The sequence below is a fragment of the Leucobacter sp. Psy1 genome, from assembly GCF_020096995.1.
GTDB lineage: Bacteria > Actinomycetota > Actinomycetes > Actinomycetales > Microbacteriaceae > Leucobacter.
The window spans coordinates 231003-243408 of the sequence record NZ_CP083692.1; the positions used below are offsets into that span (position 1 = coordinate 231003).

10 protein-coding genes are annotated in these 12406 nt (G+C 69.6%); 7 read left to right on the forward strand and 3 right to left on the reverse strand.

Features of this window, described 5'->3' with window-relative positions; translation table 11 throughout:
• Positions 1 to 71 precede the first annotated feature (71 nt).
• A complete protein-coding gene (locus K8P10_RS01090) occupies positions 72 to 1277 on the reverse strand; it encodes an ROK family transcriptional regulator (RefSeq protein ID WP_224779966.1) in 1206 nt (401 codons plus the stop codon).
• 97 nt (positions 1278 to 1374) lie between these two features.
• On the opposite strand from K8P10_RS01090, the gene K8P10_RS01095 reads away from it, so the two are divergent.
• The 7 genes from K8P10_RS01095 to K8P10_RS01125 are packed head-to-tail and all read left to right on the forward strand — an operon-like array spanning position 1375 to position 9370.
• Entirely contained in the window at positions 1375 to 2511 is a 1137-nt protein-coding gene (locus tag K8P10_RS01095) for a Gfo/Idh/MocA family protein (protein ID WP_224779967.1), read from the forward strand.
• Positions 2508 to 4043: a sugar ABC transporter ATP-binding protein gene (locus K8P10_RS01100; protein WP_224779968.1), complete on the forward strand. Its 1536-nt coding sequence runs from the start codon at positions 2508 to 2510 to the stop codon at positions 4041 to 4043. Before K8P10_RS01095 ends, K8P10_RS01100 begins: the two co-directional genes overlap by 4 nt.
• Entirely contained in the window at positions 4040 to 5107 is a 1068-nt protein-coding gene (locus K8P10_RS01105) for an ABC transporter permease (RefSeq protein WP_224779969.1), read from the forward strand. Before K8P10_RS01100 ends, K8P10_RS01105 begins: the two co-directional genes overlap by 4 nt.
• The gene (locus tag K8P10_RS01110; protein WP_224779970.1) at positions 5104 to 6216 is read left to right on the forward strand and encodes an ABC transporter permease; all 1113 of its coding nucleotides are present in this window, start codon (positions 5104 to 5106) and stop codon (positions 6214 to 6216) included. The genes K8P10_RS01105 and K8P10_RS01110 overlap by 4 nt, the downstream gene beginning before the upstream one ends.
• Positions 6217 to 6235: 19 nt before the next feature.
• The gene (locus tag K8P10_RS01115) at positions 6236 to 7435 is read left to right on the forward strand and encodes a substrate-binding domain-containing protein (RefSeq protein ID WP_224779971.1); all 1200 of its coding nucleotides are present in this window, start codon (positions 6236 to 6238) and stop codon (positions 7433 to 7435) included.
• Positions 7436 to 7463: 28 nt separating this feature from the next.
• On the forward strand, positions 7464 to 8360 hold the full coding sequence (locus tag K8P10_RS01120; RefSeq protein WP_224779972.1) for a sugar phosphate isomerase/epimerase: 897 nt from the start codon (positions 7464 to 7466) through the stop codon (positions 8358 to 8360).
• Complete coding sequence (locus K8P10_RS01125) at positions 8357 to 9370, forward strand: sugar phosphate isomerase/epimerase (protein WP_224779973.1); 1014 nt, start codon at positions 8357 to 8359, stop codon at positions 9368 to 9370. The genes K8P10_RS01120 and K8P10_RS01125 overlap by 4 nt, the downstream gene beginning before the upstream one ends.
• Before the next feature lie 30 nt (positions 9371 to 9400).
• Here the strand turns inward: K8P10_RS01125 and K8P10_RS01130 are convergent, their stop codons facing one another.
• Entirely contained in the window at positions 9401 to 10651 is a 1251-nt protein-coding gene (locus K8P10_RS01130) for a PLP-dependent aminotransferase family protein (protein ID WP_224779974.1), read from the reverse strand.
• Positions 10652 to 10704: 53 nt separating this feature from the next.
• Positions 10705 to 12402: an ABC transporter ATP-binding protein gene (locus tag K8P10_RS01135; protein WP_224779975.1), complete on the reverse strand. Its 1698-nt coding sequence runs from the start codon at positions 12400 to 12402 to the stop codon at positions 10705 to 10707.
• Positions 12403 to 12406: the final 4 nt, after the last annotated feature.

Consider the following 12406-nt stretch of genomic DNA (forward strand, 5'->3'; position numbering starts at 1 on the left):
AACGCTCCGAGCCTAGTACGAAAGTCGCAGATCTCCTGGGTGGGCGGCGAGCTGGCGCACGGGTTGCCGGCTCATGCGGAGAGCGCGCCGATCCCGAGGCCGAGGGCCGCGGCGATGCGATCGGGGGAGAGGGCGGCGTCGATCGCGAGCTGCGCCGCGCCAAGAATGGCCGCGTCGCTCGCCGCGCGCGACGGCGCAATGGTGAGGTGCTCGGTCGACAGCGGGATCGACCTGGCGTAGACCACTTCGCGCACCCCGGCGACGAGGTGCTCGGCGGCCTGCGCCATGGTGCCGCCGACCACGATCACGGACGGGTTCATGAGACTGACGCACGCCGTGAGGATCTCGCCGAGATCACGCCCGGCCTGCCGCACCGCCTGCACGGCCGTCACGTTGCCGCTCTTCACGAGGGCGATAACGTCGCTCGGCGTCTCGGCTGGGATGCCGTCACGGGTGAGGGCGTTCGCCACGGCCTTGCCCGAGGCGATGGCCTCGATGCAGCCGCGATTGCCGCACGGGCACGGAATGTCGACGGCGCGCGAGAGGGCGATGTGGCCGATGTCGCCCGCTGCTCCCTGCGCGCCGCGACGCAGCGATCCTCCCGAGATGACGCCGGCACCGATGCCCGTCGCGACCTTGATGAAGATGAGGTCGTCCTCGTCGGCCCAGGCGACGGTGCGCTCGCCGAGCGCCATGATGTTGACGTCGTTGTCGACGAGCACGGGAGCATCGAATGTCGAGCGGATCGCGGTGGGAACGTCGAAGCGGTCCCACCCCGGCATGATCGGCGGATTGATGGGGCGACCGGTGGAGAACTCGACGGGGCCGGGGACGCCGATGCCGATGCCGGCGACGTCGTCTCGCGCGTGGCCGGCCTCCTCGAGGAGGCGGAGTGCGGTCTCCGTCAGCCACGACATGGCCGCCTCGGGTCCGTCGGCGATGGATCGGGGCTCGGAGTGGGCGGCGAGCATAGTGCCGCCGAGATCGGTGACGGCGGCGCGAGCGTGGGAGGCTCCGAAGTCGGCGGCGATGACGACGCGAGCGGTGGGGTTGAAGGCGAACTGCGAGGAGGGGCGGCCCCCCGTCGACACGGCGCCGCCGACGGGCGCGATCAGTCCGAGTTCGAGGAGCTGGTCGATGCGCTGCGCGACGGTCGGGCGCGACAACCCGGTCATGGTGACGAGTTCGGCGCGGGTGCGCGGCTGGCCGTCTCTCAGTAACTGGAACAGACCGCCGGCGTGCGGCGCGCCCAGTCCCTGGCTCGGTTGCATCGTCATCGCTTCAGTAAACCACATCATCTGAACTTGGTAACGAAAAGATACACTTATGAAGAATGCTTGACAAAAGGCGTTCATGTGTCGTCATAATTAACACATGGTCACATCGACACCGACGTCGTCGCCGCTTCGCGCCGGCATGCTGGGAGGCGGGTTCATGGCCCGCACGCACTCCCAGGCCGCGAGACTCGCGGGAGCCGAACTCAGCGCCATCGCCGCCTCATCCGAGTCTTCAACCGAACGCGCTCGAGCCGCGCTCGGCTTCGCCAGGGGCCTGCGTGCGGCGGACCTCGCCGTAGCCGGCTTCGACGTCGTGCACGTCTGCACTCCGAATCAGACCCATGCAGCGTACGCCAGAACCGCGCTGGCGGCGGGTTCCCACGTCATCTGCGAGAAGCCGCTGGCCACGAGCACCGCTGAGGCACGCGAGCTCGTCGAAGTGGCGCACGCGGCAGGCCTCACGGGCACGGTGCCCTTCGTCTACCGCTATCACCCGATGGTGCGCGAGGCGCGGGAACGGATCCGCGCGGGCGAGGCGGGCGCGATCCTCACCGTCGACGGCAGCTACCTCCAGGACTGGCTGCTCGACGCCGGAGATGTGAACTGGCGCGTCGATGCGGGCGAGGGCGGTCCGTCGCGGGCGTTCGCGGACATCGGATCGCACCTCGTCGACCTGATCGAGTTCGTCACGGGAGACCGCATCTCCCGGCTCGCCGCGACGACCCGCACGGTCCACCCCCAGCGGGGGAGTGCCGCAGTGAGCACGGAGGACACCGTCGCCGTCACCGTCGAATTCGCGGGCGGCGGGATCGGCACGCTCCTCGTCTCTCAGGTGGCGCCTGGCCGGAAGAACGCACTCGTCATCGAGATCGCGGGCGACCGCGAGAGTCTCCGCTTCGAGCAGGAGCGACCGGAGCAGCTCTGGGTGGGGCGGCGGCAGGGGAGCGCACTCGTCGACCGAGATGCCGACACCCTCGCGCCGGACGCGGCGCGCCTCTGCCGCGTCCCCGCCGGCCATCCGCAGGGCTATCAGGACGCCTTCAACGCGTTCGTCGCCGACAGCTACGCGCTGATGCGTGGGAACCAGACGCGGGGCGGCACCCCTGGCGGCACTCCGGGCGATGCCCCGGATGGCGTCCCCACCTTCGTGGACGGGCTGCGCGCGGCAGCGGTGACCGAGGCCGTGCTCGCCGCAGCCGAGAGCGGTACCTGGGTGGAGGTGCCGCAGTCATGAGCATCGCAGATCACTCCTCCGCCGACGCCGGCATCGCGACCGCGGAAGCTCCCGTCCTCACCGCCACCGGGATCCGCAAGCAGTTCTACGGCGTCGAGGTGCTCCACGGACTCTCCATCGAGCTGCACCCCGGTCGCGTCCACGGGCTCGTGGGCGAGAACGGGGCGGGCAAATCGACGCTCATGAAGATCATCGCGGGCGAGTACCGCCGCGATGGGGGCGAGCTGAGGCTCGACGGGAACCTCGTCGACTTCGGACACCCGGTCGAGGCCGCTGCGGCGGGCGTCGCGACCGTCTTCCAAGAGTTCAACCTGCTCCCGGACCGCACGGTCGCCCAGAACGTCTACCTCGGTCGCGAACCGCGGAAGCGCGGTCTCGTCGACGCCGCCCGCATGCGCCGTGACACTGCGGATCTCTTCGCCGAACTCGGCATCTCGGGCATCGCACCCGATCGCCGGGTCGGCGGACTCACGGTCGCCGAGCAGCAACTCGTCGAGATCGTGAAGGCCCTGTCGGTCGACGCGCGGGTCATCTCCATGGACGAGCCGACGGCAGCGCTCGCCGAGCACGAGGTCGGCATCCTGTACGGCGTCATCGAGCGCCTGCAGGCCCGCGGCGTCGCGATCCTCTACGTCTCGCATCGGCTCAAGGAGATCTTCGACCTCTGCGACGACATCACGGTGATGAAGGACGGCGACCTCGTTTCCACCGGCCCGGCGTCCCGCCTCGATCACCTGGGTCTCGTGCGCGAGATGGTGGGGCGGCCGATCAGCACCTTCTTCCCAGACGCCGCACCCGGAACGGAGATCGGGGCGCCCCGCCTCGAGATCCGCGGCGGCGGCAATGAGCAGCTCGACGGTATCGACCTCATCGTCGGCGCCGGTGAGATCGTGGGCATCGCCGGTCTCCAAGGATCCGGGCGCACGGAGCTCGTCGAGGCCGTGTTCGGGTCGGCGCCGTTCACCCGGGGCGAGATGCGGATCGACGACCGCGCCCTGGTCGTGCGCGGACCCCGGCAGGCCGTGAAGCAGGGGATCGCCCTCATCACCGAGGACCGCAAGGGAACGGGTCTCGCGCTCGGGCAATCGATTCTCGACAATGCCCTCCTCGCGATCCGGAGCGCGTTCCCCGGCCGCACCCGCACTGCGAAGGCCCGCATGGACGGGGTGCTCTCGTCGCTCGAAGTGGTGAGTCGCAGCAACCGGCAGGAGGTGCGCGCGCTCTCCGGCGGCAACCAGCAGAAGGTGGTGCTGGCGAAGTGGCTGGCGACCGAGCCGCGCATCGTGCTGCTCGACGAGCCGACGCGCGGCATCGACGTGGGCGCGAAGGTCGCGGTTTACCAGCTCGTGCGACAGCTCGCGCTGAGCGGCGTCGCGATCGTCCTCGTCTCGAGCGAACTGCCCGAGGTGCTGGGGATGGCTGACCGCGTGGTCGTGCTCCGCGACGGCAGGATCGCCGGCGAACTCCCGCCTACCGCCTCCGAGGCCGACGTCGTCGCCCTCGGCACCGGAGCCGAGGAGGTGTCCGCATGAGTGCTCGGACTGCGCGCCCGCGACGGCTCGACACGGTCGCCATCGTCTACATCGCACTCGTGGTGGTGCTCATCGCCAGTGCGTTCCTCGTCGCCACGGTCGGCCGCAACCTGCTCAGCCCCGGCAGTATTCGCGACATCCTGACCGGCATGAGCGTGCTCGGTCTCGTGGCCATCGGGCAGACGCTCGTGATCCTCGGAGCGTCGCTCGATCTGTCGGTGCCGTACGTCGTGAGCCTCTCGAGTCTCATCGCGGCGACGACGATGAACGGGTCTCCCGCCATGATCGTGCCCGCAGTGCTCCTCACGCTCGGCGTCTGCGCTCTGATCGGCCTGGCGAACGGCCTGATCGTCACAGTACTGCGGGTGCACGGGTTCGTGGCAACGCTCGGCGTCGGCCTGATCCTGAAGGGGTACCTCGACACCACGTACCAGGGTACCGCGGGTACCGTGCCGCGGGAGTTCCAGCTCTTCGGGGCCACGGGCATCGGCCCGGTCCCGGTGTCGACGATTACGATGCTCGTGCTTGCCGCGTTCGTGGCGCTGCTGCTCAGCCGCACCCGCTTCGGACACCATCTGTTCGCAGTCGGAGGCAACAGCGAGGTCGCCCGGCTCTCCGGCGTCCGCACCCGCCTTCCCCTGATCGGCGCCCATATCGGCAGCTCCGTCTTCGCCGGCATCGCCGGCCTCCTGCTCGCCAGCCGCCTCGGCGTCGGCAGCCCGACGGTCGGGCCCCAGGGCGGGTACGACCTCCTCTCGATCGCCGCGGTCGTGCTCGGCGGCACCCTGCTCATGGGCGGCCGCGGGTCGATCTGGGGCACCATCGGCGGCGTCGCCATCTTCGCGGTCCTCGACAACGTCATGAGCGTGCTCCAGGTGAACCCCTTCCTGAAGGACGTCGTTCGCGGCCTCGTCATCATCGTCGCCGTCGCGGTGTACGCGCGGCGTCGCATCATCACGAAGCACATCCGCTTCCCGGGCGGACGGGGTTCGCCTGCCGGAACCGGGGCGGCTCCGAGCGGACCGCAGACCGTGTCGATCACGAGCGAGGGGGGATCCCGATGACCCGCACCGCCGCACCCGCGGGCGAGCACCGTCTCGCCGACTTCGCGCGCGCCGCGATCAGCCCGAGGTGGGCGGTCGTTCTGCTGCTCGTCGCCCTGCTCATCGCCATCACGGCGCTCAACCCGAGCTTCGCCGACCCGAGCCAGTTCGTCCGCTTCATCCAGCGCGTCGCCCCGATCGCGATCGTCGCGATCGGCCAGTTCTTCGTGATCGTGAGCGGCGAGTTCGATCTGTCGATGGGGTCGCTCGTCACGGCGCAGGTCGTGATGGCCGGCACCCTCATCGGGCAGGACGACGCGAAGGTGATCCCGACGCTCATCATCATGATCGTCGGCGGGGTGGTCGTCGGCCTCGTCAATGGGCTCGTGACCACGCTGCTCAAGGTCCCCTCGTTCATCGTCACGCTGGGCACCATGCTCGCGATCTACGGCGGTGTCCTGTGGTGGACTGGTGGCGCCGCGACGGGCAATCCAGCGGAGTCGGTGCGGCAGATCGGCCGCAGCGGCATCACCGATCTGCCGATCGTGGGCACGCTGCCGTGGGCCGTGGTGATCCTCGCCGCCGTCACCGTCTTCGCCGTCTGGATCTCGTACCGTCCGTTCGGGCGCACGCTCATCGCGATCGGCGACAACGCCCCGGCCGCCGCCTACGCCGGAGCCCCCGTCTGGCGCACCAAGACCCTCGCGTTCGTGATCTCGTCGCTGTCGGCGACCGTAACCGGGATCCTGCTCGTCGGGTACGCCGGAGTCCACCCGTCGGTCGGGCAGGGGTACGAGTTCATCGCGATCACGGCGGTCGTGCTCGGCGGCGTCGTGCTCGGCGGCGGTCGCGGCACCGTCCTCGGAGCGCTCGCCGGGGCGTTCGCGCTCGAATCGCTCTTCATGCTCCTGAACTTCACGTCCGTCCCGTCGACGATGCGGGACGCGATCCAGGGTGCAATCATCATCATCGCCGTCGCCTACTCTGGCGTCGTCTTCGCGGCGAAGCGCCGCAGGCCGACGCTTCCGGAGCAGTCGACGCCCAGCGCGCCCGACGAGGCGCTCGCAGACCCGGCGGGAGCGATCCCGTCGCCGAACCCCGATGCCGGCAGCGGTGCCGTGCGGGGATGACACGAAGGAGAAACCGATCATGAAACGATCGCTGAAGGCCACCGTCGGCCTCGTCGGCGCGGCATCGCTGATCCTCTTGGCCGGCTGCACCACCGATCCGTCGGTGGACGCCCCCGAGGAGACCGGTGAGACCGCTGACGCGGAATGGTTCGATCAGGACCTCTACGACAAGCAGGATCAGGAGCGCGGCATCGAACCCGAGGGTCCGGCGGATCAGCCGTATCTCCAGGCCATCGAACCCGTGATGGCTGACACCTCGGAGTACCAGGTCGATGGTGCGCAGAAGCTCTGCTTCGCGAACGCGTCGATCTCGAACCCGTGGCGCCAGACCGGGTGGATCACAATGAACGAGCAACTGAAGGAGCTGCAGGACTCCGGGGTGATCTCGGAGATGGAGACTCGCGACGCCCAGGACAACGACGACACCCAGATCGCCGACATCGACTACTTCATCGCCGAGGGCGACTGCGACGGGTTCATCATCTCCCCGAACAGCACCGCTGCGATGACGCCGGCGGTCGAGCGGGCCTGCGAGACCGGGAAGCCGGTCATCGTGTTCGACCGCGGCGTGCAGACGGACTGCGCCGTCACGTTCATCCACCCGATCGGCGGCTTCGCGTGGGGCATCGACACCGCGGAGTTCCTCATCGACAATCTGGAGGAGGGTGACAAGGTCGTCGCGCTCCGGATCCTGCCAGGCGTTGACGTGCTCGAGCAGCGCTGGGCCGCCGCCGAGAAGCTGTTCGACGAGGCCGGCATCGAGGCGGTCGACTACTTCACCGAGGGCGACCCGGCCGAGATCAAGAAGGTGATCTCGGACGAGCTCGCGACGGGTGATGTGCAGGGCGTCTGGATGGACGCCGGTGACGGTGCCGTCGCCGCGGTCGAAGCCTTCGAGGAGGCGGGCGCCGACTACCCGGTTATGACCGGTGAGGACGAACTCAGCTTCCTCAGGAAGTGGGAGGACACCGGGATGACGGCGCTCGCGCCGGTCTACTCGAACTTCCAGTGGCGCACACCGCTGCTCGCCGCGGAGAAGATCTTCGCCGGCGAAGAGGTGCCCGAGGAGTGGGTGCTGCCGCAGTCTCCGATCACCGAGGACGAGCGCGCCGATTACCTCGACCGGAACGAGGGCATGCCCGACGGTCACTACGCGAAGTTCGGCGGTGAGGATCTGCCGGGCTACCCGCAGATCTGGCAGGATCGGCAGATCCCGTAACGGGGTCGGCGCGGAGGGCGGATCCCACATGTCGGCAGCGAGGGCGGGGAGCAAGCACGTGCAACGCAAGCTGGGAGTGAACACCTGGGTGTGGGCATCACCGGTGACCGATGCACGGCTCTCCGCCCTCGCGCCGCTCGCACGGGGGTTCGGGTACGAGGTGCTCGAACTCCCGATCGAGCGACCGGGGGACTGGACCCCCGGCGCCGCTGCCGAACTGCTGGCCGAGTACGGCATGGAGGGCCGCATCGTGGGTGCCATGGGGGCGGGGCGCGATCTGCTCGAAGAAGGCTGCCGCAGTGATACCCAGGACTACCTGCGGCACTGCGTCGACGTCGCTGCGGCGCTCGGATCGCCGACCGTCGCCGGACCCTTCACCGCCCGCACCGGCCGGGTCTGGCGCATGGGGCCCGAGGAGCGCGCCGTCGCGATTCGGGATCTGCGTCTCGCCCTCACTCCGGTCGCCACATATGCCGGCGATCGCGGGATCACCCTCGCAATCGAGCCGCTCAACCGCTATGAGACGAGCCTCATCAACACCGTCGACCAGGCGCTCGACGCGCTGTCGCCGCTGCTGGGGGCAGGGGTCGGCCTCGCGCTCGACACCTACCACCTCAACATCGAGGAGCGGGATCCCGCCGCGGCGGTGCGAACTGCGGGGGAGCACTGCGCCGTCGTGCAGGTCTGCGGCAACGACCGCGGACCAGTGGGAGGTGATCACACCGACTGGCACGCCCTGTTCGACGCGCTCGACGACATCGATTACCGCGGCGCGTTGACGCTCGAGAGCTTCACCGCCGACAATGACACCATCGCGACGGCCGCCTCCATCTGGCGGCCGCTCGCCGAGAGTCAGGACGAGCTCGCGCGTCGGAGCGCCGAGTTTCTCATCGACCTGCAGCAGCAAAGGAGCCTTGCACCATGAGCACCGCCTCGCACCCCGTCACCCTGTTCACCGGGCAGTGGGCCGACCTCCCGTTCGAGGAGGTCGCGAGACTCGCCGCCGAGTGGGGGTACGACGGCCTCGAGATCGCCGCTTCCGGCGATCACCTCGACCTCAAGCGAGCCGACGAGGACGACGCGTATCTGCGGTCCCGACTCGAGGTTCTCGACCGTCACGGTCTCGGCGTGTGGGCGATCTCCAACCACCTGGCGGGGCAGGCGGTGTGTGACGATCCGATCGACTTCCGGCATCAGGCCATCGTGCGCCCGTACGTGTGGGGCGACGGCGAAGCCGAGGGTGTGCGGCAGCGCGCGGCGGAGGACATGCAGCGCGCCGCGCGCGTCGCCCGCAAGCTCGGCGTCGACACCGTCGTCGGCTTCACCGGATCGAAGATCTGGCCCTACGTGGCGATGTTCCCGCCCGTCTCCCAGGAGGTCATCGACGACGGCTACGCCGACTTCGCGAAGCGGTGGAACCCGATCCTCGACGTGTTCGACTCTGAGGGAGTGCGATTCGCGCACGAGGTGCACCCCTCCGAGATCGCCTACGACTACTGGACCACGGTGCGTGCCCTCGACGCCGTCGACCGTCGCTCGGCGTTCGGGCTCAATTGGGACCCCAGCCACCTCGTCTGGCAGGGCGTCGACCCGATCGGCTTCATCAGCGACTTCGCCGACCGGATTTACCACGTCGACTGCAAGGACACGCGGCTCAGGCCCGCCACCGGTCGCTCGGGGATCCTCGGCTCGCACCTGCCCTGGGGCGATCCGCGCCGGGGGTGGGACTTCGTCTCCACCGGACACGGGGACACCCACTGGGAGGATGCCTTCCGCGCGCTCGGGGCGATCGGCTACACCGGGCCGATATCCATCGAGTGGGAGGACGCAGGGATGGACCGCCTGCACGGCGCCGCCGAGGCGGTGGGCGTGATCCGCTCGCTCCTCTGGAAGCGCCCTGACGCGGCGTTCGACTCGGTGTTCTCGAACCAGTAGGGCCGCGGCGACGGTGAGCTTCGGCCGGCGTCAGCGCGGCTGCGCAGCGATCGCGCGGCCGAGGCGGGCGGCGGCTTCGCGCAACCTGTCAGCGTCGTTGTCTCCGTACGACAGCCTGAGGTGCCGATCGGCATCGGTGCCTGGCCCTGAGGGGAAGAACGAGCCGCGCTGGTACTCGACGCCGGTGGCGCTGGCGTCTTCCGCGAGACGCTCGGGGTCGATCCGCTCATCGCGCAGACGCGGCCACAGGAACAGACCCCCCTCCGGGTCTTCGATATCGAACGCCCCGGGCGCCGCGCTCTCGAGGGCGTTCGCGAGAACGGTCGCGCGATCCCGATACAGGGCCCGTGCCCGGTTGAGCACACGGTCGAAGAGTCCGGGGTCGCCCGTGACGAGCTCCGCCACGATCGCCTGGACCAGGGTGGAGCTGTGGCCGTCCGCTCGGCTGCGGAGCGCGATCACGTCGTCTCGGAACCGCTCGGGCAGCACGACCCAGCCGAGCCGGAGACCCGGCCCGAGCGTCTTTGTGAACGTGCCCACCTCGATGACGTGATCGGACTCGTAGAACGGAGCGGTCGTGACCTGCTCGCCGCTGAACCGCAGCTCCCGGTAGGGGTTGTCGGCGATCACGACGAAACCGTAGCGTTCGGCGAGCCGGACGAGTTCCCTGCGCTCCGCCTCGGGCAGCACGCTCTGTGCGGGATTGTGGAAGTCGGGCACCGTGTACAGCGCGGACGGGCGTGCGCCGCCCCGCAGCTCCTCGGCCAGACGGGCGACGTCGAGCCCCTGCGGGCCGACCGGGATCGGCAGTGTGCGCGCCGCGGACAGCTGGAGGCCGCGCAGGAACAGCGGGAATACCGGGTTGTCGACGGCCACGAGATCGCCTCGCTCGACGACGGCCTGGACCGCGAGGGAGAGCCCGTGGAAGCCGCCGTTCGTGATGAGGATGCGCTCCGGCGCGACGCCCTCTCGAGCGGCGATCCACTCCCGCAGCTGCGGCAGGCCTTCGGCGCGGGAGTACTGCAGCGCGGGCGAACCTGGCCGGGAGAGCACACGGGTTGTCGCCTCGGCGAGTTCGGAAGCGGGAAGCACCGACGGGTCGGGAATGCCGCCGAGCAGCTCGATGGCGTCCGGTCGGGGGGAGCGCAGGGTCTGATCGCCGAAGCCCTGCGGAGCACTCAGGGCGGCGACGAGCGCCGGTCGAGTGCGAGGGTGCGGGGCGACCTCGGAGGTGGGGTCGGCGTCGAGGTCGGCGTCGATGTCGGTGAGCGTCTGGTTCACGTGAGTTCCTTCGCGGCGAGTGGAGCGGTCGGGGGCGGTCGGACAGAGTCCGCTCACCCGACGGCGGCTGGGGTGAGCGAGGCCACGGGCGGCGCGGCGTCGAGCGCGGCGCCCGGGCGGGGGATCGCTGCGACCAGTGCCCGGGTGTAATCGGCTTCGGGGCGAGTGAGCACGCGTTCGACGGGTCCGGACTCCACGACGCGGCCGCGTCGGAGTACCGTAACGGTGTCGGCGATCTGCCGCACGAGCGCGAGGTCGTGGGAGACGAAGAGATAGGTGAGTCCGAGTTCGGCCTGCAGCCGGGTCAGTACCTCGAAGATCTCGGCCTGCACGCTCACGTCGAGTGCGCTCGTCGGTTCGTCGAGCACGAGGACGTCGGGGCGCAGCACCAGCGCACGAGCGATGGCGACGCGCTGCCGTTGGCCGCCGGAGAGCTCTCCGGGCAAGCGTCGACGCAGGTGCTCGCCGAGTCCGACTGCGGAGAGGGCATCGGCGACGGCGGAAGCTCGCTCTCCCCGGCTCCCGATGCGGTAGCGGTCGAGCGGTTCACGGATGAGGCGTTCCACGCGCCAGGCAGGGTCGAGCGAGGTGAACGGGTTCTGGTACACCAGCTGCAGGTGTCGCCTCACCGACCTGAGAGGGCGTCGACCGAGGTCCTGGATCGGTTCCCCGGCGATCGCGATCGTGCCGCTATCGGGCCGTTCAAGCCCGAGCAACGCCCTGACGGTCGTGGTCTTCCCCGATCCTGACTCTCCGACGAGGGCGTGAGTGGTGCCTGCAGGGACGCTGAACGAGACCTCGTCGACCGCCGTCACGGCATCGGATCCCGATCCGAAAGTTCGAGTGAGGCGATCGACCTCGATGCGCGGTACACCGGTGGGTTGGGACGAGCGCTGGCGCCGAGCCGGCGCGTACCGATCCGGATTCAGCGCCGGCACATCGGCCTGCAGACGACGGGCGTACGCCGATCGCGGGGTCAGGAAGATCTCGGCGGCACGCCCCGCCTCTTGAACCCGCCCCTCCTTGAGCACGACGAGTCCGTCGGCGCGCTCCGCGGCGACGGCGAGATCGTGGGTGATGAGGAGGAGGCCGATGTCGAGGGACGCCTGCAACTCGCTCAGCAGATCGAGAATGCGCTTCTGGATCGTGACGTCGAGCGCGCTCGTGGGCTCATCGGCGACGAGGAGCTGGGGCCGGGGCAGCACCGCGAGACCGATCAGTACGCGCTGCAGCATGCCCCCGGAAAGCTGATGGGGGTAGGAGCGGAGAACCCGTTCGGGGTCGTCGAGCCCGACCCGCTCGAAGGTCGCGACGATCTCGGCACGCCGAGCCTCCGGGTCGTTCCCGCCGCCGAGCACTGCGGCCTCCACAGCCTGCGACCCGATGGTGCGCACCGCGTTCAGCGCGTGCGCCGGGTCCTGCGGCACGAAGCCGAGCGCTCGTCCGCGCAGTGGCCGGAACTCCCGCTCCGATAGGGGGAGGATGTCGGTGCCGTCGAACTCGATCCGGCCCGTTGCTCGGGCACCGCTGCCGGCGCGACCGGCCTCACGCGGGAGAAGCCGCAGCACCGAGCGGGCGATCGTCGACTTCCCCGACCCCGATTCGCCGATCAGCGCGAGGCTCTCGCCTCGCCCGAGCGCGAAGCTGACATCGGAGACCACCTCGTGCTGACCGTATGAGACGTTCAGCCCGTCGACGCGGAGCAGCGGTCGGTCGGATCGCTGCGGAGGGATGGATGCGGTCACGTTCATGTGA

Excerpts from the sequence above, each read along its gene's own strand:
- K8P10_RS01090 (WP_224779966.1), bottom strand. The coding sequence starts at position 1,277 with ATGACGATGCAACCGAGCCAGGGACTGGGCGCGCCGCACGCCGGCGGT.
- K8P10_RS01095 (WP_224779967.1), top strand. The coding sequence starts at position 1,375 with ATGGTCACATCGACACCGACGTCGTCGCCGCTTCGCGCCGGCATGCTG.
- K8P10_RS01100 (WP_224779968.1), top strand. The coding sequence starts at position 2,508 with ATGAGCATCGCAGATCACTCCTCCGCCGACGCCGGCATCGCGACCGCG.
- K8P10_RS01105 (WP_224779969.1), top strand. The coding sequence starts at position 4,040 with ATGAGTGCTCGGACTGCGCGCCCGCGACGGCTCGACACGGTCGCCATC.
- K8P10_RS01110 (WP_224779970.1), top strand. The coding sequence starts at position 5,104 with ATGACCCGCACCGCCGCACCCGCGGGCGAGCACCGTCTCGCCGACTTC.
- K8P10_RS01115 (WP_224779971.1), top strand. The coding sequence starts at position 6,236 with ATGAAACGATCGCTGAAGGCCACCGTCGGCCTCGTCGGCGCGGCATCG.
- K8P10_RS01120 (WP_224779972.1), top strand. The coding sequence starts at position 7,464 with ATGTCGGCAGCGAGGGCGGGGAGCAAGCACGTGCAACGCAAGCTGGGA.
- K8P10_RS01125 (WP_224779973.1), top strand. The coding sequence starts at position 8,357 with ATGAGCACCGCCTCGCACCCCGTCACCCTGTTCACCGGGCAGTGGGCC.
- K8P10_RS01135 (WP_224779975.1), bottom strand. The coding sequence starts at position 12,402 with ATGAACGTGACCGCATCCATCCCTCCGCAGCGATCCGACCGACCGCTG.